Here is a 22,783-nt window from a genome sequence, read left to right on the forward strand (position 1 = left end):
CAGCTCCCCAGGAGATGATTTAACTAAAATTTAAAATGTTAAGTAGCCCTAAATTACACGGATGATTGCCGTACCCCAGAATCACTTATATATTACTTTTTATTATTTAGAATGCTGGTTGAATTAATAACATAACAACTGCAATTGCTCCAATATAACCCATTAATGGTATTATAAATTTTAACCATTTATCATAAGTTACATCTACCATTGATAAAGTAGCTAAAATAAGTCCTGTTGGAGTTATAAATGCTATTAACCCTTGTCCATATTGATATGCACTTACTATTATATCTCTTGGCAATCCTACAGTGTCCGCAAGTGGTGCTATAATTGGTATTGACAATACTGCGAGTCCGGAAGATGAAGGGATAAAAAAACCAAGGAGTATAAATAATAAAAGAATTACAATTATAAATACTTTTGAATTCATTCCTTGAACTGTTCCTGATGCCATATAAAGAATTGAATCAGAAATTACTCCATTTTCCATAATCAAATTAATTGATCTTGCAACTCCAATAACTAATGCAACACCGACTAAATCAGAGGCCCCCATAATAAATTTGTTAACAAATTCTTTTTCTCCAAGTCCTGAAATTACACCAAGTCCTATGCCTACAACTAAAAATAGTGTAGTCATTTCAGTGAACCACCATCCCTGAGTGGAAACTCCCCAAATCATTACAGCAAAAGTTAATGCAAATATAATTAACATTAATTTACGCCTAAAAGTAAATTCTGGTACTTCTTTATCGTTATAACCCTTTAAAAATCTTTCTTCAATTTCTTCTTTTTGGCTATATATTAAAGATTTAGTTGGATCATTTTTTATTTTTTCACCATACTTCATAATATAAATAATAGTTATTATTGTTGCAATTACTAAACCTACAGCCCTCATTCCTAACCCTTGTGTAAAGGTTATTCCTGCTGCATTTGAACCAATAACTGATGAAAATGGATTTACAGTGGAAAACATCGTGCCAATGGATGATCCCATATAAAGTGCAGCAATACATACTAGTGCATCATAGCCTGCAGCCATAAATACTGGAACAAGTATTGGATATAGGGCAATGGTTTCTTCTGCTAACCCAAAAGTGGTTCCTCCTATAGAAATCAATATTGTGACTACAATAATTAAAATAAATTCTTTTCCTTTCGTAATACGTGAAAGACTTGCAATACCTGCATCAAAAGCTCCACTGCTATTTAATACACCAATACATCCACCAATTATGAATACAAACATAATAATATCAATGGTGTCATATACTCCTTTTATCGGAGCTTGAATTATATTAGCTAAACCTTGAGGATTTTGCTTTACCTTCTCATAAGTGTCTGGAATTGCCATAGGTTTGCTAATACTTCCATCCTTAAATTTTTGTATGTCTATCTTGATTTTTAGTTTATTTAGTGTATCTTGTGTTCCAGGCAATTCCTTTACAGAGACATCTGGTTTTATTACAGTGAAAACGTCTTTTCCAGTATCATACTTTAATTTTGCATATGAACCTGCTGGTACCACATATGTAAGTACAGCTACAAAAATCAGAACTATAAATAGCACAGTAAATGCTGTAGGAAAATTTTTTTTCTTTTTACTCATTTTATCTCCCCCTAAATTAATTTTAATTTTGTCATTACAATTATATTATACAAGTCTTACGACGTTTTTCAATAAAATCTTACAAAATTACTAAATATACATAAAAGTGTATATTATTTATAATTTAACTCACGATCGGGTACAGCCGACATACGTGGTGCGCCCCGACAGGGCGTATATTCTAGCAGGTGGGAATCCTGTAAAGGTAAGATTTAGCAAATCACTTTGTATCGAGTCTTAGAGATGTTGCGGTAACGTAACATTTTAAGCGTAGACAGAAAGTTAGCGAGGTAGAATTGACTGGGTGTGCGACCTTTTTAGTTAGCGAAAACGTTGTGTAGTAGTGACGATAAGCTTTCTAGGCTGATAGAATAGTTACTTAAGAAATGGTTTCTGTTAGTTAACTGATATTTTCGAGTCCGGCATAGGAGCCAATAATCTTATGGATACTGAGGCTTACTAATACTCCTGCCAGCGTTGCAGTAATGTAATGTTGCGAAGCATAGGTGAAGACGGAGACACTGGCTGTAAAGTCACACTTCGGGTACTGTTGCATATGAATATAATTTCCTTGTTGTTAAATTTCGTAATCAATGATGCCTATCCCTAGTTCAGATGGGAGGTTGAATTAATTTTTCTACTTCAATGTATATACCTGGGTACAGATGGAGGATAGCCTTATGGTGGTTATAGATTAGGTGTAAAACCTAACCAGGTAAGAACTGAGAAAAACGGAGTAAAGAGGAGTTCTAAGTGCAATATTTAAGGAAAATATATCGGTAAAGGTGATTGACCTAACGGATAAGGATTAATAAGTCGATTCTGTAATGTTTGAGGACTAGTTGCACCGAAAGGGTAAGCTAAGAAAGAATATTAATAGGTTAACAGAGGGGCCGTAGTACCGCTTGGATATCATATCAAGAAATGTGGTAAAGGAAAGGGCCTTAGACGTTTTAGTGTATAAAATTATTTTTGTAAATTCTAATTCGCCAAATTAGATGAAAGAGACTATTCGTACAGAAAGGAGGTGGAGACTCCTATGAGTACAAACAATATTTATTATGTAGATATGAAAAAAAGATTTGAAAATTTCCAGAATAATAGAATAGATATGCGTAAACTGCACGAATTAGTTTGCTCGGAAGAGAATGTTATGTTAGCAGTAAGACAATTAGGGAAAAGTAAAGGTCGTATGACAAAAGGCCCTGATGGCTCAAACTATGATACTTTAACGGAACGATGTTTTTGTGAACTAGCAGTAATAGTTAGAGAGAGACTATATAACAAGAAAATGGATTATGTAAAACGAGTGTATATTCCTAAGGGGAATGGAAAGAGAAGACCAATAGGTATTTGCAGTGTGTGGGACAAACTAGTTGAGAAATGTATACAATTAGTTCTAGAACCGTACTGCGAAACTAAATTTGTTCCTAGTTCATTTGGATTTAGGGAGCAAGTATCTACACATAATGCAATAGCTAAAGTTAAAAATCAATGCACAACTATGCCTTATGTATTACTATTTTGGAACATTAGATGCTGATGTAATGTATAGAGAGTTATGGAGTATCGGTATTAAAGATAAAGTGATTTTGAATTATATATATCGTTTCATTAAAAAAGGATACTTTGAAAAAGGGTGTAAGATATATGACCCTAAAGGAAGTGCACAAGGAAGTATATTAGGACCTTTACTATCTAATATTTATTTGCATAGATTTGACGTTTGGTTAAGAGACCAAGGTGATGATTGGCATGATAAGAGTACGAAAAAGTTTGTTAATAGTAATGGTAACTGTAGAAGAAATATGAGATATACTAATTTGAAAATTGGTATTCATGTAAGATATGCTGACGATAGTGCGCCACGAAAGCGTGGTAATCAACTCGCAAGAGTTGATTAATATAGCTGTGCTATACAGATGATGGAGGAAGGTCCTCCGAAATCGCCATGCAGGTGGAGATTTCAAACTACCTTAAGGTGCTGTAATCAAAAGTTATGGTGCTTAGCGTTAAGGAAAAGGCAGATGTAAATCTGTCAAGTATGTACTAAAGAGATGAACGAGCATGTGAATCACTTACGAAAATGTCGAAAGCGTAGAGACTCCATCAAAACCAGGGGGTAGTCGTTAACTTGGGATAAGCCTAGAGGAAACCTGTTTACTGGCTAGGCGGTGGGCGGCATAAAGGTGGCATGACTTTAGTATGGGCATTTGTATGGAACGTGGGAACCTACGGCTTGATGTTAAGAGAGTATTTCAAGCAGAAGAACTGTGAGAAAAGAGTATCGATGCAAGCATAGGGGCAGATTGGGTCGTAGTAGTGAAGAAACTTCTGTAATGGAAGTGGAGCGAAGGACTTCAAGTTATTCAGTTTCAGAAATAAGTCAACTTTGAAAAGGAGGAGGAGCTTATGATGGAAACAAAGCCGTTTAATATTTCTAAAAGAGCTGTAGTTACAGCTTACGAAAAGGTGAAAGCAAACAAGGGAACATATGGAGTTGATGGACAGTCAATTGAAGATTTTGAAAAGAACTTGAAAAATAATCTATCTATAAATGAGCGAAAATGATCCCATTAATTTCCATATGTTAAAAAAGAAAAACATCTATGCATTCTCCTGTTATAATTAAGTCACGACACAAAACATAACTAAGGAGAAAACATAAATGTTTAACAACTCAATTGTAACAAAATCATCGGCAATATACAAATTTTTAATTGAATTAAAAATAACTCTTTATCTCACAACGCCTCAAATTCATCATCTAATATTATTTATAAATTCTATGGTGACAAAAGGCTACTGTGGAAAAGTAACTGACGTCTCAGACTTTATGCCGGTTAGGCATCGGACTAATATTGGAAAGTTTTTATCGGAGAGTCCATGGGACGAAAACTTCGTTGAAAAAGCCCTAAAAAAACGTGTTATTATGAGAATATGGGAGATGTCTAAAACAACTGGCAGTCCTATTTATATTGTAATAGATGACACAATTTCAGAGAAGACTGTGCCCTCGTCAAAGGCTAAGAAACCTACTGAAAAATGTGGATTCCACCATTCTCATTTAAAAGGTAAAACAGTTTATGGTCATCAATTAGTTACAGTTATGTTATTGTGCGATACTCTTGTGCTGCCATATACTATGGCGATATACAACAAAGAAAATATGAGTAAAATCCAAATGGCAATTGAGTTTATAAACTCCTTACCACAACCAGTAAATAAAGGCTATGTTTTATGTGATAGTTGGTATAGTAATAAAAAATTGTTCGCTGTTTCTAAAGAGGCAGGCTACGCCTATATTGGTGGTCTAAGAACAAATAGAGTAGTATATCCAAAAGGTCGTGAAAAACTTGGAATTAAGCTTAATCATATGTGCGAGATATTAACTAAGGATGATGTCGACCTAGTCAAAGTTGGCAATAATGAATATTATGTCTACACATATAGAGGCAAGCTTAATGACGCAAAGGATTCTTTGATAGCCCTTTGTTGGCCTAAAGAAGCTCTTTTCAAGCCTGGTTGTTTAAGAGCATTCATAAGTCTAGATACCACTATTACAACTGAAGAACTTCTAAATCACTATAAACATAGATGGCCAATTGAAACTTTTTTCAGAGAAACTAAAAAACATCTTGGTTTAAATCATTATCAAGTAAGAAGTGATCGTAGTATTAACAGATACTTCTTGTTACTAATGATTACCTACGTATACTGTGAATTAGAGATAAGCAATGGTACGTTGAATTTCAACGCTGGAATTAAAAGTGCAAGGAACCAATCTAAAAAGGAACGAGTATCTTGGATTTTTAATCAAGCTGACTTAGGAATTCCTCTTGAAGCTATTTTTAAAACATTAAAGATAGCTTAGAATAGTTGGTATTAATTTTAAATGGAATAAATTTCTAACTAATTCGCTCATTTATAGATCTATATAAAATGTGGAATAGGATGTCATCAGGAAGTTACTTTCCCCAACCTGTAAAAGCAGTTGCAATTCCAAAGAAAAGTGGAGGAACTAGATTACTAGGGATACCGACTGTTGAGGATAGAATTGCACAAATGCTAGTTAAACTATACTTTGAACCAGAAGTAGAGACTATGTTTTATGAGGATTCCTACGGATATAGACCTAATAAATCTGCAATACAGGCACTTGATGTTACAAGAAAAAGGTGTTGGAGGAAAGATTGGGTCCTTGAATTTGATATAAAGGGACTATTTGATAATATCAAACATGACATTTTAATTAAAATGGTAAAGAAACATACAAATGAAGAATGGATTATTCTATATATTCAAAGGTGGTTAACTGCACCATTTCAAATGGAAACGGGAAAACTAGTGCCAAGAATTTCTGGAACCCCGCAAGGGGGTGTCATAAGTCCAGTACTTGCGAATCTGTTTTTACATTATGTGTTTGATGATTTTATAACAAAAGAATTCAAAACAATTCCGTGGGCAAGATACGCAGATGATGGAATAGCACACTGTGTATCCCTAAAACAGGCTAAATATCTACAAAGACGGTTGCAAGAAAGGTTCGAAGAATACGGATTGCAACTGAACCTTGATAAAACAAAGATTGTATACTGTAAAGATGATGATAGAAAGGGAGATTATCCAAATATATCTTTTCTATCTTTCATGTTGATACATCTAGCAGATTTAAGGTCCTTGTTTTTTATAAACCGCTGAACTGTTGAAATTGATACATCCTTTTCTTTAATAAAGCCATCTTCGATGAGTTTATAATATATAAGCGTAGCATTAATTCTAGGGAAGTTGTTTTTTTAAGTGTATATCTGCTCTATGGCTACATCACTTAGCTTTCTGGTTTGACCTATATCGCTACGCGTCTTCGGAAGAAGGGCATCAAAACCAAATCTATTATATTCTGATTCCCAATTAGAAAGTGTCCCTGGGCTATACAAGACTGAATTACCGTTAGGTAATTTTACAGGGTTAATAGAAACACGTCTATAATAAGCGATTTTAGATCGCTCAGTAAAAGTATTATTTATAGCAGGGGCTATTAGTGCTAATCTAATAGATGCTATTTCGATTATTTCTTTGTTATTCATTTATTATCACCTCTAGAAAAATGGTATCACATGGGTATTTCAATGACCATTATCGTATTAAGTGGTATGTATAAATTAAAATGAAGGAAATATGGTTATAGTTAAATTATGACGTTCCTTGAAAAAACGATGAACCATTTTGCTTGAAAAATTGTATTATGAAGTCCTCAAGTTCATCAAAGGAACTACTTATGATATGCTGTACAAAACTTAAGTTTGAAATGAGCTTGTCCTCTAAAAGTCCAAGCCATATCTGTTTATGTTCTTTAAACTTCTTTAAAATTAGATAGAATGTAGATATAGCAATGCCATAATGTTCACACATAGCTTCGACAGAGTGATATTTATGTACAAGATAGTCATGGATGAGGTACACAGTGAATTTAAAACTAAATGACATATACGGCACAATTACCGAAGGTAGGAGGGCGTGGGTACGTTTACATGATGAACAAATATATCTAGAAATGATGATTATATTATCTTGAGCGGTATTATTATTATTATTATTATTATTATTATTATTATAAGTCACAAGATGGCGTTTGTAAGACGCAAATGGAGATAATGCATGTTTAGCGCCACAAAATGGACATACTAAAGTCTCTATATTAACAGAGCTTACATATTTATCAAAGGCAGTTATCTCATTTTTAAAAGAAATTTGCTTAAAACACTTGCATAATTGTGAAAATAATCTTATCATAATAATAGTTTTATAAGAGTTTTTAACTCTTATTTTAAAGGGAGAACGTTGCTTTGGACGGCTGGGGTTCTCCCTTTTCATTTCTCTAGTTTTAATAATAAGCATAAAATAAGCTCCTCATGATGTCAAGTCATTTGGAGCTTTTGTTATAGAAATAATGTGCTTATTAAAAAAGCAATTAATCACTAGATAATTATTAGTATTATAGTTATAATTTGACTTAGGAATGCAGTTCCATAAAGCTATATTTTGACGCACTACATCTAAGGTTGGTCTTTCGGTAAACTTACCATATTTAACTTCTTGTTCAGATGTTAAAAATTCAACTGGCATTACAACAACTCCTATCATAAACGACGGTATTTAATAATCAATAAATTCGTTAAATATAGTTTAGAAAAACCTGATAAAATGTTTATTAAAACTATTATCAAAAACATATTAACATTAACCACCCATTATGATAATATTATCATATGATTGGGAGGTGCTGCAATGGGTAAAAATTATAGCTATGGGTACGCAAGGGTGAGCACAGTTCAACAAGACTTAACCCGACAATTAGATATACTTAGTCAATATAATTGTATTGAGGTACTGACAGAAAAAATGTCGGGGACAAAAACAAACAGGCCTGAACTAATGCGCTTAAAAGATAAGGTAAGGGCAGGTGATACCATTATTGTAGAAAGCTTTTCTCGATTGGGAAGAAGTACACGGGATTTGATGGAGCTCGTAGACTATTTCAAGAGCAAGGGAATAATATTGGTAAGTATTAAAGAAAATTTTGATACAAATACGCCACAAGGAAATTTAATGCTTACAGTTTTTGAAGCATTTAGCCAATTTGAGAGGGATCTCATAGTGCAAAGGACAAAAGAAGGTTTAGAAAGTGCGAGAGCCAGAGGACGAAAAGGTGGTAGACCTAAAGTTAAAGAGAGAAATATTGAAAAAGCTTTAAAACTATACAATTCGAAAGAATATAGCATTAGTGAAATAGTAAAAATGTCTGGAATTAGTCAGGCAACGTTATATCGTTATATACAAAAACAAGGGAATCGTTCGGAAAACACTATTAATCCTACTAATGAAAAAATAGCACAAATCCTCATGAGTCTTAGAGTTGCGAATAATAATAAATTAGTTCGTGGAAAGAAAAAAGCCAAAGAAAATATTGAGAGATACTTGAAGTATTATTATAATATGAAAAAAGCATCCGCCTCGGATGATGACTACATAATTTTTGTGAAATATAAGGAAATTGATGATTTGAAAAATACAGTATATGAGATATTCCGTGATTTAGAAAAGGAAGCTGATGCAAAGAACTGTTTTACCGAAGGTGATGCTAGTTGTGATGAATTAAATTTGAATTGGTAAATTATAGTTTATGTAACGGGAATTTCTGTCCCATTACTACAAAACCCCCAAATAGTATCAATGACAGGGATAAGTCAAATAACATTAGATCGTAATATTAGGAATTAATATTAATAATTTTTAGGCAATATGAAATATATGTATTTTCTATTGCCGTTTTGGTTCCATTGCTACACATACCCCAATAATACCCGTATACCAAGTAAATGGGATGAATATTTCAAACGAATAAGAATACTTGATTCTACTGCTTTTCAAGTACCAGAAAGCTATAAAAATATTTATCCTGGATCCGGTGGATGCTCTCAAGCTTCAGGTGTAAAAATACAACTAGAATATGAATTAAAATCCGGAAATCTTCTTAATGTGCAAGTAGGAGCTGGCTCTGGAAGTGACAATACTTTTGGGAGCAAAATAAGAGAGACTATCAAAGCCGGAGATCTTATTTTAAGAGACCTTGGATATTTCAGCTTTGAAGATTTTTTGGACATAGAAAAAAGAAAAGCTTTTTATATATCAAGACTCAAACCTAATATAGCAGTGTATATAGAAAGTAATGATATAGAGTATTACAAGAATGGTACTCCAAAAAAATCAAGCCTTTTTAAAAGAATCTATATTTCTGACATAATGAAACAAATGAGTGATGGAGAACATTATGAACTTAAAGATGTCTATATAGGTCAAGGTAAAAAGCTAAAAACCAGGCTTATTTTATATAAACTAACAAATGAGCAATTGAAAAAGAGGTCAGAAAAAAGTAAAAAGAATGCTAAAAAGAAAGGTATAGAAAAAAGCGATAATACGATTGAATTATTAGGAATATCTATGTATATAACAAATATTGAGCAAAAAGTTTTAAGTGCGAAGCAAGTCTATGAGCTCTATGCTTTGCGTTGGCAAATAGAAATAATTTTTAAAACGTGGAAATCCATATTTCATATACATGCTGTAAAGAAAGTTAAGATAGAACGGTTTCAATGTCAGCTTTACGGGAAACTTATTTTGCTACTTTTAAGCTCTGCTGTAATGTTTAAAATGAGAACTTTGGCAATAAAAAATAAAGAACTTGAAGCCAGTGAAATGAAGGTTTCTGAGATAGTTCATGAATATATTGATAGACTATACTTTGATCTTATAAAGTTTCCTAGTAAAACTTTCAATAACGTAAAGTCAGTATTTAAAAATGTAGTTAAAAATGGCCTAAAATCTCATAAAAAGGACAAAAAAACTGTTTTTGATATTCTCGGAGTATGTTATAAATAGATGTCATCAAATGTTAAATTTGCAGCATAAATCAAATTAATAAAATTATAAATTTCTCACTGTTATACGTGGTTTTTTTGGTGCGCCATAAAATTGTTCAAATAACAATATACACTTACAATATATCATTCAAATTCATAAAAGGAAAATTAATGGTAAAAAAATGTAGAGGATAACAATCCAATATTATTTAATATGGCTTAGCTTTATGGCTATGTGGCTCTACCCCTAGCACCTTCTGAAATAGGGTGTTTTTACCTTACCCGCCAAAAAGGTATATTAGCATGTTGGGGGGATGAGTTAAGATCAAAGTAGAAATTAGGTTACACAACAATATAATTATCAGTATTAAGTAACATTCAATTTATGCTTTTTATACAAAACATTCAAAATCGTTGCTAAATAAGGAAAGTGAAAGTTACACAAATACATTGTGTAACTTTCAAAACACTCAAAATCCACATTAATAATATATTTTGACCCTAATATACCTTTTTAGAGGGGTAGTTTTGTGATTAATTTACATCTAATTTGCAGTACACGGTAGCTACCCTGTCACTACGCAATTTACCATCATATTAACACTCCACAATGTTAATTATTCTATCCGTTTGATTTGCTAAATGTTTACTATGCGTAACCATCATTACAGTTTTTCTATACTGTTTGCTTAAATCCTTAATTAGATTAAATGCTATTTCAGCAGCCGCAGAATCTAAAGATCCAGTTGGCTCATCTGCAAGAATGATATCACCTGGCTTGAGTATTGTTCTTGCCAGGGCTACTCTTTGCTGTTCACCACCTGAGAGTGTATTAACTTTTTCATCTTTAACTTTTTCTAAATGAACCTTTTTTAATATTTCCTCTATTCTTGTATCCTTTTCCTTTGTAGTGATATTAGAGAATTTCATTGCCAGAAAAAGGTTATGATAGATTGTCATATCATTGATTAACGCAAATGATTGAAATAAGTAATTAATTGTATTGCGCCTTAGGATTGTAGATTGGTTACTTTTTATTTTAGGAATTTCTTTTCCTTTTAGCTTAATCTGACCTGCATCGATTGATTCTAAAAGGCCTATCATATTTAGGAGAGTTGATTTTCCACAACCACTTGGTCCAACAATTGAAATAAACTCTCCTTCTTCAACGGACAAATTTAGATTTTTAAATATATATCTTTTCCCAAATTTCTTTGTAACATTTAATACTTCTATTGCTTTTTCCATAATTCTAATCTCCTTTAAAAGCCATACGTATTTTTTCAATTTCACATTTAGTCATATACCTTGAAAAAATAAGTATCTGAATAACTGCCAAGATAAGCATTAGTAGAAAACCAAACTTAGAATGCATAATAAGCATAATAATCAACTCAATACATATAACAGAAATAAGCATAATAATTGGCAGGCGATATAAATTAATAAATCCATAACCTAAAAATTTCTTAACATTAATTTTTTCCTGATTTGCAATTCTAAAAACTGTTGCAAGAGCAATTAATATCCCTAGAAGGATAAGCATTAATATTAAAAATACCACTCCAAACCATGCAATTGTAGTCCTTAAATCTTTCTGTAATCCATCGATATATTTTTCTGTATTTACAAATTCAAGATTGTTGTCATTTAATTTATATTTTTCAAGTATATTTGTATCCAAATGTTTTTCTGCTACCGCTTTATTAACAAATTTTATATAACCATTAAAGCCGTTTGCGTTAAGACTCTCTGATTCAAAATATGTCATATTTTCCGGTGTACATATATAAATAACCGGATTAGTACATGCATTTTCATATGTTGAATTTGGATTCCATGTAAACATGTTATCTTTAGGCGTATATTCTACAAATTTCACATTCTTTTCTTTATTAAATACAGTACTGATATCTCCTTCATGTGGTTTTTTTGTTGATGATTCTGTGAGCCAGTTTTTCAACTTAACTTTCTCATTTTCTGAATAAGATTTTGGGATAAGGTAAACTCTTGTTCCAGATTTCGCCTCATTTATAATTCTACTATCAACATTAAAATTTAGAGATTTTATATAATTTGCGGAATATGAAAAATACCAAAATGGTTTTTCAGGACTATTTTCATATACATTATTTTGTTTCCATCCATCTAACTGTTCATTATCATAATAGGTTGTATTTATTAGATATACTCCATTATCATCATACATCCCTTTGTACCAGTCATATAAACTTTGATTAAGATATTTTGAATTTCCAGTAATAGAACTTTGATCATACCCAACAGAAATGCTTTTTAAAATTTGATACTCTGATACATTACTCCACATTTGTGAAAGTTTTGCATTTTCTGATACGTCCTTCATAGGAGCGTCTACATAAATACAACAAAACACAATCCCCACACTTACTCCAATATACGCCAGTACCCCAGAAATATATAATATATTTTTGGGTATTCTGCCCTTAATTGCATTCAGTGGATTAACTGATATCTGAATTATAGCAGAAATTGCGATTTCCAATGTTAATGCTTTGGCTAGAGCTTTATTTTTTGGAAAACACGGAATGCTTTATGAGAAAGATATTCAAGGACAAGTACAAAGAGCTACTGCTCTCAGCATGATTATAAATTCAATAACTCTTTGGAATACATTATATTTACCTAAAGCTATTGAGAAACTAAAAGAAACAGAAGAAGTTAATGAATTATATATGAAGCATATTTCTCCTTTAGGATGGGAGCATATAAATTTTATTGGACAGTATAGTTTTGATGATAATTATGATTTAGTAAATAATATGAGACCATTAAAAGCAATCTAATAAAAAAACAGTTACCTATTTCAATTAAATTGAATTTATGGTAACTGTTTTTTATTAATGGGACTTTTGCACAAATTGCGAGCACTACCCCATTATAGTATCATATGGATACTATAATGAAAAAGAAAATTTATAGTTAAGAATATTGCACATCAGGTAAAAGTAACTTACTATGAGAGAACATTATTTACTTAAAAATTATTTTATTTTTAATGTATAGTAAAATATTTATTGTAACATTATCTATATAACCAATAGTCTCAATGACAAGAGAAAGTAATTTCCAAGATGATCAGCTTTTATTATACTCTTTCATTCGGCAGTAAAATGGTAAATATGCTACCTTTTCCAAGTTCGCTCTGCACTTCTATGGTACCGCCGAACAGCTCTACAATTCGTTTTACAATGGCAAGACCCAGGCCATTTCCCGCTTTGGAGTGAGAAGTATCGCCCTGATAAAATTTATCGAAAATGTGAGCTTTAGTCTGTTCATCCATACCGGCTCCATTGTCCTGAATGGAAAACCGGATGCCACCGGTTGAATTTAAAAGACTTACACTGATAAGTCCTCCCTGATAAGAGAATTTGACTGCATTATCCAACAGATTAATCCAGATTTGCTGTGTTAAGTCGTCGTTTCCGTTAAAAATCACTTTATCCAGTTCTACATTTACAAAAATCTCTTTTACAGACCACTTCGGTTCTGTCATAATAATTGACCTTCTGATCTGCTCATCCAGTCTAAATAGGGATTTATCTGAAATGATTTCAACGTATTCATATTTAGACAGATTAAGAACATTGGTGGAAAGTTCCGCCAGACGTTCAGATTCAGCAATAATAATATCAAGGTATTCTTGTTTTTCTTCCTCACTGAGATTACTGTTTTTAAGCAACTTGGCAAAACCTCGGATGGATACAATGGGTGTTTTGAATTCGTGGGAAAAGTTATTGACAAAATCCCTGCGGAGCATTTCGAGGGATGACAGATCATGTATCATTTTATTGAAGCTCTGTGATAATTCTTCCAACTCGCCGACGCCTTTGATATCCAGGTGAGGGCTAAAATCACCCTCGGCGATCTTGTGTGTGGCGTCAATCACTTTGCGGATGGGACCCAGCGCTTTTTTACTAAAAAAAATGGTGATTGTTATTCCAAGAAAAATACAGAACCCGATTAGTGCAAATAAAAATCCGTAAAGTTTGTCTCCGCGTATGTTCGTACTGTCGGTGTTTGATAATGAAAGCAAACCTATATGGTGAAATACCATCATAATGAATATAGTCAACATGAGTGCTGATATCATGACTGCAAAAACAAACAATACTAGTGAGGTGGTAAGGTTCAACTTTTTTTTGATTACATTTTGGTGTTTCATACCTTTTTAACCGCTTTATATCCGATCCCGCGCACCGTTATAATTTCAAACTCCGTCCAATCCCTGAACCTGTCCCTTAAGCGGTTAATATGCACATTAAGTGTGTGGTCATCGGTTTCGGATTCCATTCCCCATATCTCATCCATGAGCTGTAAACGGGTAAATATCATGTTTGGGTATGAGAGCAGCTTGAATAAAAGGTAAAATTCCTTTTGCGGCAGTGTAAACACTTCATGCTCACGGGATACGGTAAGCGTATCATAATCAAGCACTGCTTCGCCGATAGTGAGCTTATGATCACTTGATATTTGTGACCTGCGGAGTAGCGCTTTGATGCGCAGCACCATTTCCCGCTCATCAACGGGTTTGATCATATAATCATCTGTGCCAGCAATAAAACCCTGTCGTTTGTCCTTCGGAGCCTGTCTTGCTGTCACCATTAAAATCGGCAGGTTTTTCCACGATAGTCGAAGCTGTCTTGTCAGCTCGTATCCGCCCATGTTTGGCATCATTAAATCCAGAATAACAAGATCAACGTGCTGTTTATCCATAATTTCAAGTGCGGCTACACCATCATTCGCTTGCAATGTTTCAAATCCATTTTGTTTTAAAACTGCGCACATCAGTTTTCTTGTGTTTGTATCATCTTCAACAACTAATATTCTGACCATTATGAACACCTCCATTTATATAAGTATAGCATAAAATAATGACTCTAAAATATCAACTGAATATCAACAGAAATTGTGATTTTTGTTGATATTCAGTTGATATTTATCTAGTAAACTAATGCATATAACGCAAAAGGAAGTGAATTCTATGTTGAACTCAAACTAAATAATGTACAAAGAAACTATAGGAACGGAGAAAATGTTGCCATTTTGAAAGAATTGTCATGAGGATTTGTTTTCCAAATCCATATCATGAATTGGGCATCAAACCTCATTGTGGAATGTTGAGATTGCTTTATTATGATGTGATCTATAAAGAATGTAAAAAAAAGCAAGCTGTTGGAATAATAAAAATTAGCGGGCATGAACGGCATGACCCTTCAGGAAAGGAGAAAATAAATTTGGAATATATAGAAGTAAGTCATTTGACTAAGGATTATGGTCATGGAAGAGGAATATATGATGTTAGTTTTAAGGTCTCAAAGGGTGAGACTTTAGGTTTTCTTGGGCCAAATGGTGCAGGAAAATCTACAACGATGAGACAGCTTATGGGATTTTCAAAACCGCAAAGTGGAACCGCAGAAATATTAGGAATGAACTGCAGTGAAAAGTATAGTGAAATATTGAAGCATGTAGGTTATCTTCCAGGTGAAGTTGCACTTCCTGATGGACAAACAGGATGGCAGTTCATAAAAATGATGCAGGGATTACGTAAAAACGGAAATAATGATGAAAGAATTAAGTATCTTATAGACAGATTTCATATGGATCCTTCACCAAATGTGAAACTTATGAGTATAGGGGAAAAAAGGAAACTGGCTGTTATTGCAGCCTTTATGGGTGATCCTGATGTATTACTTTTGGATGAACCCACAAGTGGTCTGGATCCAGTTATGCAAGAAGAGTTTATTAATTTTATTCATGATGAAAAGGAAAGAGGAAAAACAATCCTTCTCTCTAGTCATATATTTAGTGAGATTGAAGAATTATGCGACAGGATAGCCATTATAAAGGAAGGAAAGATATTAACAATTCTTAATGCAATAGATGTAAAACATGGATTAAGGAAAGAATTTAATGTCATTCTCAAAACAAGGGATGAATATAATCATTTTTTAAATGAAGGATTTGAAATAACTTATAAAAATGATAAATCTAATAAAGTTGTAATAGTTATGGAAGATGCAATGACAAATAAATTCCTAGAAACGATTGCAAAATACAATGTTACTGGGTTTTCAGAGGCTTCTATAAGTCTTGAAGATTTTTTTATGCATTTCTATAAGAATGATAAAACGTTTGGAGGTGTTAAAAGTGGAAGAAATCATAAAAGTTGAACACATTACCAAGGATTACAGTAATGGAAGAGGAATCTTCGATTTTAATTTTAGCGTTAAGAGAGGCCAGATATATGGGCTTGTAGGAACAAACGGTAGTGGAAAAACAACTACACTTCGTAGTATGATGGGATTCGTAAAGTCTGATAAGGGCAATGTTTCCATACTTGGCATGGATGCATGGAAAGACGCTTTTGAGATTAAGAAGTTTATAGGTTATGTTCCTGGTGAAATTGATTTTCCTGACGTTGGTACTGGGACTACATTTTTAAAACTCCAGGCAGAATTTCTTGGTATAAAAGATATGACATATACTAATGAACTTATAGATATGTTTAAACTTGATACAGATGCAGAACTTAGAAGAATGAGTAAGGGGATGAAGCAAAAAACTGCATTAGTTGCAGCATTTATGTCAAAACCAGATATTCTTTTGTTGGATGAACCATCTACTGGGCTTGATCCTCTTATGAGGGATATGCTCATTGAGCTTATTCTTGAACATAAGCGTTTAGGTAAGACAGTATTCATGAGCAGTCATATTTTTAAGGAACTGGAAGCCACATGTGATGCTGTTGCATTCATACATAATGGCCATTTTATAAATTTTGTAGAAAGGTCAATGCGTGATCCAGACATGGCTAAGATCTACAAGGTTGGATTTGAGGATACAAATGAATATGAGAAATTTGCAAACAGCAAAAAATTTAAGATACATCGTAAGAATGATAACTATAAACATCTAATGCTGTTTGTAGATGATGGCAACATAAATGAACTGTTTGCCGAACTTGCAAAATACAACATACGATATATCAAATATATCCCATATACATTGGAATTCTATTATACACAAATTATTGAAAAGGAAATAAAGATACAGGAGGGAAATAAAAATGTTTAGTTTACCATTATTTAAGCAGTCAATAAAATCAAATTGGGGAATTTGGCTTGTTATGACAGTTATTATGGATTTAATTCTTTTACAGCTTACGTCCATGGAAGGAATTGCTAGTTCAGGATTGGTTGATACAATGTTTTACGGCATGCTTGGTATAGTACTTCCTACTATTTATGTAATGGTTACAGCGAATAAACTTCTTGCAGCACAGGTTGACAAGGGTTCAATGGCATATATACTTTCAACACCGACAAAACGTTCAACTGTAGCATCTACACAAATAATATTTATGCTTCTTTCGCTGTCGGTAATGTTTTTATCTACAACACTTGTTCATACCATTACTAGTGTAGTTATTCAAGACAGTATTGCATTAAAAACAGTTATTGAACTAAATCTTGGTGCATTTGTATGTGTAGCTGCATTGGGCGGAATCTGTTTTATGTTTTCAGGAATATTTAATCTTTCCAAAAATGCTACAAGTTCAGGCGGATTAATTTGTATAATATTTATGATGTTTAATATGCTGAAAATGTTCTCAGACTCTGGTGTTAAAGGATTTGATAGCTTTAAATATTTTACAATAGTATCTTTATTTGATGTAGAGGGTATCACTTCGGGGGGGAATGCATGGATATGGAAAATATGTCTTCTTCTTTGTATAGCAGTAATTACTTATGCAGTCGGTTCGATTTCATTTCAAAAAAAAGATTTGCCCTTATAGAAACAATTAATATTAAAAAATGTATTAATATACGGCAACTCGGGGAGATCCTACCTGGTCTTTTCAAAATGAAAAGTATGCAGTACAAACTGAAGAAGTAAGGAACGCAAATGCCAGTAGGAAGTCGGATACTTTCATAGTACTGAAGTAACGGGTAATTCCGGAGGAAGGAAGGAAAGTAACATATGGAACTGCTTAAAAGAGAAACACTGCCCGGACTTAGAACTGGAATAACAGTGAGAACAAAACTTGTAAGTATAGCACAAGTAGCTCGCAGAGACAAAGATGCAAAATTTTGTTCATTGGCTTATTTAATGAATAAGAATACTTTAAAAGAATCATTCAATAGATTGAATAGCTCAGCTTCTGCGGGTATAGATAAAGAAACTAAAGAAACTTATAAGAAAAACCTAGATGAAAATTTGAATAACTTAGTAATCAAATTAAAGAAAGGTTCTTTTAAACCTCAACCAGTAAAACGTTTATACATAACCAAAGTAGGTAGTAATAAAATGAGACCACTTGGTATACCTATACTAGAAGATAAAATAGTACAAGGTGCTTTAGTTATTATTTTGCAGAGCATTTACGAAGAGGATTTTCTACCAATATCATTTGGTTTCAGACCAGAGAAAAGTTGTCATGATGCACTAAAGAACTTAAGTGATAATATAATGACAAAGAAAGTTAACTACGTAGTAGATGCTAATATAAGTGGATTTTTTGATCATGTTAACCATGAATGGATGATGAAATTTCTAAAGTGATAGTAAGATACTTGCCTTGATTAAAAGATTTTTAAAAGCAGGTACAATGGAAAAAGGTAACTTTAAAGAAACTATAGAAGGTGTTCCGCAGGGCGGCAGCTTGTCCCCACTTTTGGCAAACATATATCTGCATTATACTCTTGACCTGTGGTTTACAAAAGTTGTAGCTAAGTATTGTAAAGGCGAATGTTACATAACAAGATATGCAGATGATAGTGCGCCACGAAAGGTCTATCATGATAATTATATGTATATCTCTATTTTTGTACTAAAGAAAGAAGCGAAATTCAAATATAAACAAATTCAGTTAGATAATCTGGAGCAGTACACTAATAACTTAGAAAATCTATATATGGATATGCGTAAATTTAGACATGACTATATAAATATAATATCATCTATGGCAGCGTTTATTGAAGAAAAGGATATTAAAGGTTTAGAAGAACATTTTAATAAAAATATTTATCCTTTAAATAACAAAATGAATAAAAATAATTATAAACTTGGTCTGTTAAAAAACATAAAACTACCTCAAATTAAAGGTTTAATATCAGGAAAAGTAATTCGGGCTCAAGAATTAGGGATAGATATAATAATTGATATAGTAGAACCTATAACAATTATTAAGATGGATATAATAGATTTGAGTAGATGCTTAGGAATAATTTTGGCTAATGCTATTGAATCAGCCTTAGAAAGTGAAAAGAAAGTAATTGATGTTGCATTAATAAACAAAATCAATTCTGTAATCCTAGTTGTAGCAAATACCTTTAAAGGCGATATCCCTGCTTTATCTAAACTATTTAAAGAGGGATTCTCTACCAAAGGCGAAAATAGGGGACTCGGACTAAGTAATTGTAAAGATATGATAGGTAAATATAAAAATATTTCATTAGATACATCTATATCTGATGTACAATTCATTCAAGAAATTACTGTAAGTAATAAAAAGGTTGGTTCCTATTCATTAGGAATGAAACAACGTTTAGGTACAGCTCAATCAGTATTACCATATCCACCATTATTAATATTAGATGAGCCTACTAATGGACTTGACCCCAACATTGATTTTAATGGATTCTATGCTATTCATTACTACATTATTACTTATTAAGCAAAGAAAATTAATCATACCATCAAAGAATAGTAAATCCTTTAGGATTGTAATGATTCTTATGGGTGCAATAGTAGGAAGTTTAATGATTTATAAAAGGCAAAAGTCCATTGATATGTTACTTGGATTAGGCTTATTTATTGAATCGTACCTTATTTCAAAATTAAAACAAGGTATTTATGAGAATGGATTTTGGGCATATGGCAATGCTTGTATGGCATGGAGTCAATTGAAAAAAGTAGAGATTTACAATAAAACGCATGAAGTGCAAATTCTATATTACAATAATGTTGGCTCCAATGAGTTAGTTTTTAAAAAGAAAAGTCTTAGTACAATTTTGCATATTCTAAGAGAACATTTAGATGTTGAAATAATTAAGGTTATTAATAAGATATAAAGCTAAGGAGCATTATATTAGGTAAATTAATTATAAGTTAAGACATATCATTGGATATGGGTTTTAATATATTAAATGTATATTGATATTCTGAATGTAACATAAGTGTAATTGAGTTATTAAGATGTTTCAAAAATAACTGTATACATATTTATATTTGAAACGTCATAATAACAGGACCACTAACGGTGCATATATTCTAAGACATGGAAATGATAATATGTTTACAATTTCACCTACCCCTAAAATATGTTTTATAATGGTATGGTATAAATAAATTATTGGGTAGAAATAACTAGTTAATTTAGGAGTGATATTTAATTTACTAGACCTGATGATTTTAGGAGTAAGAAAAGTAGTAAGAAAGAAAAAATGAACATTATGATATATCAGGTTTATTAAAAATGACCACGTGACAAAAAAGAAAAGGCATGTTAAAATAATATTAGTCCGAAAACAGACTAATACTATTTGAGGTGAACACATGGAGCAAAAAGCAATTGAAAAACAGTTTTTTAAATTTGTAATCCCGTGCATGCTGACTATGTTGCTGAACGGTCTTTATACCATCGTAGACGGATTATTTGTCGGTCACGCAGTTGGTGATATAGGTCTTGCGGGGATTGGTCTTGTTTGGCCAATTACTGCTTTAGTGCTTGCATTGGGTATGGGAATTGGAGTAGGCGGCTCTGTCCTTATGTCCACTTACAGGGGGGCGAATGACAACCAAAGGGCTAATGAGGCAAGAGCGAATACTTTTTTTGCGTTACTTGCTGTAAGTGTAGTCGTTACTGCTTTTCTCGTAATTTTTAGTCCCACCCTTGTCAGAGCTATTGGAGCAACCGGAAAGATTTATGACGCCGCGATTTCATATATCCGTATCATTGCCATCGGTGGCAGTATGCAAATCATAGCTTCCGGTTTAATACCACTTATACGAAACAGCCACAAAACCGTGCAGGCAATGATTATTATGGGAGGTGGCTTAATTGTAAATATCGTATTGGACGCCTGCTTTACCATGGTGATCCCTATGGGACTTGCGGGAGCTGCCCTTGCAACGGTTTTGGCTCAAGCAATTACAGTTGTTTGCAGTATCATTTGCTTATGGAAGCAAAAAGAAAACAAAATCGAGCGTTCTCAATTTAAATTGAACAAAAATATGATTGGACGAATGATGCAAATAGGCATTTCCCCCTTTGGATTATCACTCATGCCATCGCTCATTACCATATTTAATAACTGGCAGTGCCTCGCCTATGGCGGAGATTTAGCAGTTTCAGCGTATGCGGTTATCAACTACTTAATTGCTTCAGTCCTTTTGTTATTAGAGGGGATCGGCGAAGGCATGCAACCACTAATCAGCTATTGCAATGGATCGAAAAACTACAAAGCTATGAAAAAGATACGCAACAAAGGGTTTTTAGCGGTTGTCACATTCAGTGGTTTGTTTCTCTTGTTTTCAATCCCAGCACGAACACTGCTACCGCAATTTTTTGCCACATCGGAAGAAACTGCAAGAATCATTGATTCGGCACTGCCAATCATCTGCGTTGCTTTTCCGATGATGGGCATTGGAAAGCTGTTTAGTTCCTATTTTTATGCCTGCGAAGAAACACTCTTCTCCACCTTGCTTGTTTACTTAGACCCTATTCTTTTCACACCATTGTGCGTTTTTACATTACCACATATTTGGGGGATTAAAGGGGTATGGATGGCACTTCCGGGGGCGCAGCTATTAACCATGATCCTATTGACTATTTTACTTATTGCCCATACAATGAAATTTAGAAGCAGGGAGGCGATTTTGTATGAGCAACGAAATTAAAGATCAGGTAAAAAGTTATTATGATTATTGGTTCGGGATCAGTGCATTCTATGAAAAATGGGCGAAGTCACACGGGCTTACATCAAATGCGCTTTTTGCGCTTTATACCATCCGTGAGTATCCAAATCAATGCACACAGCGGTTTATTTGCGAAAAGCTCCTGTTTCCCAAGCAAACAGTGAGTACCATTTTGGAAACCTTTGAGAAAAAAGGATATATCCGAAAAAAAGTCGCAGATGAGGATAAGCGAAACAAGTATATCCTGCTCACGGATGAAGGACGACAATATGCTGATGAGATTCTTTCGCACTTGTTTCATTTTGAGGAACGTGCATTACTAAAGATGGATTCTAATGAAAGAACAGCCATGATTAAAAACAGCCATGCTTTCTTAAAACAATTATTACAAGCGTTAGAAGACCGGCGATACAAATAATAAATTAGAAATTTATCAATGTAGATCGTATTAAAGAAGGTTTAAAAAAGGCTGAAGGAGTGATAATAGTGAGAGTAGAAGGATTAGAGAGAATATGTCCACTTTGTGGACAAGACAATAATTGTAAACATGGTCAAGGTGGATGTTGGTGTGATACAGTTAAAGTACCTAAGCATATTTTAGATTTGATTCCTAATGATAAAAAGGGTAAAGCTTGTATATGTAAATCTTGTTTAGAAAAACACCAGAAATAAATGAAATTAGTGATTATATTAAATATAGTTAATTTTAAATTTAGTTCACATTCTTCTTATACATCGGCGAAAGTAACCCATTATCAATTGTGTTACTTTCAATTTGGTGCTTAAA

Annotated in this window: 25 protein-coding genes; 17 read left to right on the forward strand and 8 right to left on the reverse strand. The window is 33.0% G+C overall.

Annotation, left to right across the window (positions count from 1 at the left end):
• Positions 1-106: 106 nt before the first annotated feature.
• Entirely contained in the window at positions 107-1,615 is a 1,509-nt protein-coding gene (locus tag ACWJKP_RS02600) for a YfcC family protein (RefSeq protein WP_165414379.1), read from the reverse strand.
• 1,039 nt (positions 1,616-2,654) lie between these two features.
• Between ACWJKP_RS02600 and ACWJKP_RS02605 the strand changes: the two genes are divergently transcribed.
• The 5 genes from ACWJKP_RS02605 to ACWJKP_RS02625 all read left to right on the forward strand — a co-directional run bounded on the left by ACWJKP_RS02605 (position 2,655) and on the right by ACWJKP_RS02625 (position 6,316).
• On the forward strand, positions 2,655-3,158 hold the full coding sequence (locus ACWJKP_RS02605; protein ID WP_224579075.1) for a reverse transcriptase domain-containing protein: 504 nt from the start codon (positions 2,655-2,657) through the stop codon (positions 3,156-3,158).
• 4 nt (positions 3,159-3,162) lie between these two features.
• Positions 3,163-3,519 carry a hypothetical protein gene (locus ACWJKP_RS02610; RefSeq protein ID WP_462961392.1) on the forward strand — a complete coding sequence of 119 codons (357 nt, stop codon included), beginning with the start codon at positions 3,163-3,165 and terminating at the stop codon, positions 3,517-3,519.
• A gap of 508 nt (positions 3,520-4,027) precedes the next feature.
• On the forward strand, positions 4,028-4,186 hold the full coding sequence (locus ACWJKP_RS02615; RefSeq protein ID WP_202881905.1) for an RNA-directed DNA polymerase: 159 nt from the start codon (positions 4,028-4,030) through the stop codon (positions 4,184-4,186).
• 97 nt (positions 4,187-4,283) lie between these two features.
• The gene (locus ACWJKP_RS02620; RefSeq protein ID WP_165414941.1) at positions 4,284-5,489 is read left to right on the forward strand and encodes an IS701 family transposase; all 1,206 of its coding nucleotides are present in this window, start codon (positions 4,284-4,286) and stop codon (positions 5,487-5,489) included.
• 80 nt (positions 5,490-5,569) lie between these two features.
• Complete coding sequence (locus ACWJKP_RS02625) at positions 5,570-6,316, forward strand: reverse transcriptase domain-containing protein (protein ID WP_318038339.1); 747 nt, start codon at positions 5,570-5,572, stop codon at positions 6,314-6,316.
• A gap of 95 nt (positions 6,317-6,411) precedes the next feature.
• Here ACWJKP_RS02625 and ACWJKP_RS02630 read toward each other — a convergent pair whose 3' ends face one another.
• From ACWJKP_RS02630 to ACWJKP_RS02640, 3 genes are all read right to left on the reverse strand, one after another.
• Positions 6,412-6,702 (reverse strand): helix-turn-helix domain-containing protein, encoded by a 291-nt coding sequence (locus tag ACWJKP_RS02630; protein WP_165414864.1) that lies wholly within the window; start codon positions 6,700-6,702, stop codon positions 6,412-6,414.
• A gap of 106 nt (positions 6,703-6,808) precedes the next feature.
• Positions 6,809-7,513 carry a DUF6431 domain-containing protein gene (locus tag ACWJKP_RS02635; RefSeq protein ID WP_462961393.1) on the reverse strand — a complete coding sequence of 235 codons (705 nt, stop codon included), beginning with the start codon at positions 7,511-7,513 and terminating at the stop codon, positions 6,809-6,811.
• Between the two features lie 12 nt (positions 7,514-7,525).
• Positions 7,526-7,741: a hypothetical protein gene (locus ACWJKP_RS02640; protein WP_165414866.1), complete on the reverse strand. Its 216-nt coding sequence runs from the start codon at positions 7,739-7,741 to the stop codon at positions 7,526-7,528.
• A gap of 162 nt (positions 7,742-7,903) precedes the next feature.
• Here ACWJKP_RS02640 and ACWJKP_RS02645 point away from each other — a divergent pair, with 162 nt between their 5' ends.
• Positions 7,904-8,788, forward strand: a complete 885-nt coding sequence (locus ACWJKP_RS02645; protein ID WP_462961394.1) for a recombinase family protein — start codon at positions 7,904-7,906, stop codon at positions 8,786-8,788.
• Positions 8,789-8,917: 129 nt separating this feature from the next.
• Positions 8,918-10,054: an IS4 family transposase gene (locus tag ACWJKP_RS02650; RefSeq protein WP_165414868.1), complete on the forward strand. Its 1,137-nt coding sequence runs from the start codon at positions 8,918-8,920 to the stop codon at positions 10,052-10,054.
• A gap of 578 nt (positions 10,055-10,632) precedes the next feature.
• On the opposite strand, the gene ACWJKP_RS02655 is transcribed toward ACWJKP_RS02650, so the two are convergent.
• Both ACWJKP_RS02655 and ACWJKP_RS02660 read right to left on the reverse strand, forming a co-directional pair.
• Positions 10,633-11,283, reverse strand: coding sequence for an ABC transporter ATP-binding protein (locus ACWJKP_RS02655; RefSeq protein WP_165414869.1), 651 nt, complete (start codon positions 11,281-11,283; stop codon positions 10,633-10,635).
• Positions 11,284-11,287: 4 nt separating this feature from the next.
• Entirely contained in the window at positions 11,288-12,559 is a 1,272-nt protein-coding gene (locus ACWJKP_RS02660; RefSeq protein ID WP_165414870.1) for a hypothetical protein, read from the reverse strand.
• Between the two features lie 43 nt (positions 12,560-12,602).
• On the opposite strand from ACWJKP_RS02660, the gene ACWJKP_RS02665 reads away from it, so the two are divergent.
• A complete protein-coding gene (locus ACWJKP_RS02665; RefSeq protein ID WP_263492415.1) occupies positions 12,603-12,860 on the forward strand; it encodes a transposase in 258 nt (85 codons plus the stop codon).
• Positions 12,861-13,162: 302 nt separating this feature from the next.
• Here the strand turns inward: ACWJKP_RS02665 and ACWJKP_RS02670 are convergent, their stop codons facing one another.
• The gene (locus ACWJKP_RS02670; protein WP_462961229.1) at positions 13,163-14,239 is read right to left on the reverse strand and encodes a sensor histidine kinase; all 1,077 of its coding nucleotides are present in this window, start codon (positions 14,237-14,239) and stop codon (positions 13,163-13,165) included.
• On the reverse strand, positions 14,236-14,910 hold the full coding sequence (locus ACWJKP_RS02675) for a response regulator transcription factor (protein WP_462961228.1): 675 nt from the start codon (positions 14,908-14,910) through the stop codon (positions 14,236-14,238). The genes ACWJKP_RS02670 and ACWJKP_RS02675 overlap by 4 nt, the downstream gene beginning before the upstream one ends.
• A 224-nt stretch (positions 14,911-15,134) precedes the next feature.
• Between ACWJKP_RS02675 and ACWJKP_RS02680 the strand changes: the two genes are divergently transcribed.
• The 9 genes from ACWJKP_RS02680 (at position 15,135) to ACWJKP_RS02720 (ending at position 22,668) form a co-directional block, all read left to right on the forward strand.
• Complete coding sequence (locus ACWJKP_RS02680) at positions 15,135-16,247, forward strand: ABC transporter ATP-binding protein (protein WP_462961395.1); 1,113 nt, start codon at positions 15,135-15,137, stop codon at positions 16,245-16,247.
• On the forward strand, positions 16,225-17,151 hold the full coding sequence (locus ACWJKP_RS02685; RefSeq protein ID WP_462961225.1) for an ABC transporter ATP-binding protein: 927 nt from the start codon (positions 16,225-16,227) through the stop codon (positions 17,149-17,151). Before ACWJKP_RS02680 ends, ACWJKP_RS02685 begins: the two co-directional genes overlap by 23 nt.
• Positions 17,144-17,872, forward strand: coding sequence for a hypothetical protein (locus tag ACWJKP_RS02690; RefSeq protein ID WP_462961396.1), 729 nt, complete (start codon positions 17,144-17,146; stop codon positions 17,870-17,872). The genes ACWJKP_RS02685 and ACWJKP_RS02690 overlap by 8 nt, the downstream gene beginning before the upstream one ends.
• 185 nt (positions 17,873-18,057) lie before the next feature.
• A complete protein-coding gene (locus ACWJKP_RS02695; protein ID WP_165414422.1) occupies positions 18,058-18,639 on the forward strand; it encodes a reverse transcriptase domain-containing protein in 582 nt (193 codons plus the stop codon).
• A 46-nt stretch (positions 18,640-18,685) separates the two neighbouring features.
• Positions 18,686-19,753: a sensor histidine kinase gene (locus tag ACWJKP_RS02700; RefSeq protein WP_318038338.1), complete on the forward strand. Its 1,068-nt coding sequence runs from the start codon at positions 18,686-18,688 to the stop codon at positions 19,751-19,753.
• A gap of 85 nt (positions 19,754-19,838) precedes the next feature.
• Complete coding sequence (locus ACWJKP_RS02705) at positions 19,839-20,150, forward strand: hypothetical protein (protein ID WP_165414424.1); 312 nt, start codon at positions 19,839-19,841, stop codon at positions 20,148-20,150.
• 484 nt (positions 20,151-20,634) lie between these two features.
• Positions 20,635-21,978, forward strand: a complete 1,344-nt coding sequence (locus tag ACWJKP_RS02710; protein ID WP_165414425.1) for an MATE family efflux transporter — start codon at positions 20,635-20,637, stop codon at positions 21,976-21,978.
• Positions 21,962-22,414, forward strand: a complete 453-nt coding sequence (locus ACWJKP_RS02715) for a MarR family winged helix-turn-helix transcriptional regulator (RefSeq protein WP_462961397.1) — start codon at positions 21,962-21,964, stop codon at positions 22,412-22,414. Before ACWJKP_RS02710 ends, ACWJKP_RS02715 begins: the two co-directional genes overlap by 17 nt.
• Before the next feature lie 68 nt (positions 22,415-22,482).
• Positions 22,483-22,668, forward strand: a complete 186-nt coding sequence (locus ACWJKP_RS02720; RefSeq protein ID WP_165414427.1) for a cysteine-rich CWC family protein — start codon at positions 22,483-22,485, stop codon at positions 22,666-22,668.
• Positions 22,669-22,783: the final 115 nt, after the last annotated feature.

Source organism: Clostridium sp. CM037, from assembly GCF_055081095.1.

Excerpts from the sequence above, each read along its gene's own strand:
- ACWJKP_RS02600 (WP_165414379.1), bottom strand. The coding sequence starts at position 1,615 with ATGAGTAAAAAGAAAAAAAATTTTCCTACAGCATTTACTGTGCTATTT.
- ACWJKP_RS02605 (WP_224579075.1), top strand. The coding sequence starts at position 2,655 with ATGAGTACAAACAATATTTATTATGTAGATATGAAAAAAAGATTTGAA.
- ACWJKP_RS02610 (WP_462961392.1), top strand. The coding sequence starts at position 3,163 with ATGTATAGAGAGTTATGGAGTATCGGTATTAAAGATAAAGTGATTTTG.
- ACWJKP_RS02615 (WP_202881905.1), top strand. The coding sequence starts at position 4,028 with ATGATGGAAACAAAGCCGTTTAATATTTCTAAAAGAGCTGTAGTTACA.
- ACWJKP_RS02620 (WP_165414941.1), top strand. The coding sequence starts at position 4,284 with ATGTTTAACAACTCAATTGTAACAAAATCATCGGCAATATACAAATTT.
- ACWJKP_RS02625 (WP_318038339.1), top strand. The coding sequence starts at position 5,570 with ATGTCATCAGGAAGTTACTTTCCCCAACCTGTAAAAGCAGTTGCAATT.
- ACWJKP_RS02630 (WP_165414864.1), bottom strand. The coding sequence starts at position 6,702 with ATGAATAACAAAGAAATAATCGAAATAGCATCTATTAGATTAGCACTA.
- ACWJKP_RS02635 (WP_462961393.1), bottom strand. The coding sequence starts at position 7,513 with ATGCTTATTATTAAAACTAGAGAAATGAAAAGGGAGAACCCCAGCCGT.
- ACWJKP_RS02640 (WP_165414866.1), bottom strand. The coding sequence starts at position 7,741 with ATGCCAGTTGAATTTTTAACATCTGAACAAGAAGTTAAATATGGTAAG.
- ACWJKP_RS02645 (WP_462961394.1), top strand. The coding sequence starts at position 7,904 with ATGGGTAAAAATTATAGCTATGGGTACGCAAGGGTGAGCACAGTTCAA.
- ACWJKP_RS02650 (WP_165414868.1), top strand. The coding sequence starts at position 8,918 with ATGAAATATATGTATTTTCTATTGCCGTTTTGGTTCCATTGCTACACA.
- ACWJKP_RS02655 (WP_165414869.1), bottom strand. The coding sequence starts at position 11,283 with ATGGAAAAAGCAATAGAAGTATTAAATGTTACAAAGAAATTTGGGAAA.
- ACWJKP_RS02665 (WP_263492415.1), top strand. The coding sequence starts at position 12,603 with ATGCTTTATGAGAAAGATATTCAAGGACAAGTACAAAGAGCTACTGCT.
- ACWJKP_RS02670 (WP_462961229.1), bottom strand. The coding sequence starts at position 14,239 with ATGAAACACCAAAATGTAATCAAAAAAAAGTTGAACCTTACCACCTCA.
- ACWJKP_RS02675 (WP_462961228.1), bottom strand. The coding sequence starts at position 14,910 with ATGGTCAGAATATTAGTTGTTGAAGATGATACAAACACAAGAAAACTG.
- ACWJKP_RS02680 (WP_462961395.1), top strand. The coding sequence starts at position 15,135 with ATGAGGATTTGTTTTCCAAATCCATATCATGAATTGGGCATCAAACCT.
- ACWJKP_RS02690 (WP_462961396.1), top strand. The coding sequence starts at position 17,144 with ATGTTTAGTTTACCATTATTTAAGCAGTCAATAAAATCAAATTGGGGA.
- ACWJKP_RS02695 (WP_165414422.1), top strand. The coding sequence starts at position 18,058 with ATGGAACTGCTTAAAAGAGAAACACTGCCCGGACTTAGAACTGGAATA.
- ACWJKP_RS02700 (WP_318038338.1), top strand. The coding sequence starts at position 18,686 with ATGGAAAAAGGTAACTTTAAAGAAACTATAGAAGGTGTTCCGCAGGGC.
- ACWJKP_RS02705 (WP_165414424.1), top strand. The coding sequence starts at position 19,839 with ATGATTTATAAAAGGCAAAAGTCCATTGATATGTTACTTGGATTAGGC.
- ACWJKP_RS02710 (WP_165414425.1), top strand. The coding sequence starts at position 20,635 with ATGGAGCAAAAAGCAATTGAAAAACAGTTTTTTAAATTTGTAATCCCG.
- ACWJKP_RS02715 (WP_462961397.1), top strand. The coding sequence starts at position 21,962 with ATGAGCAACGAAATTAAAGATCAGGTAAAAAGTTATTATGATTATTGG.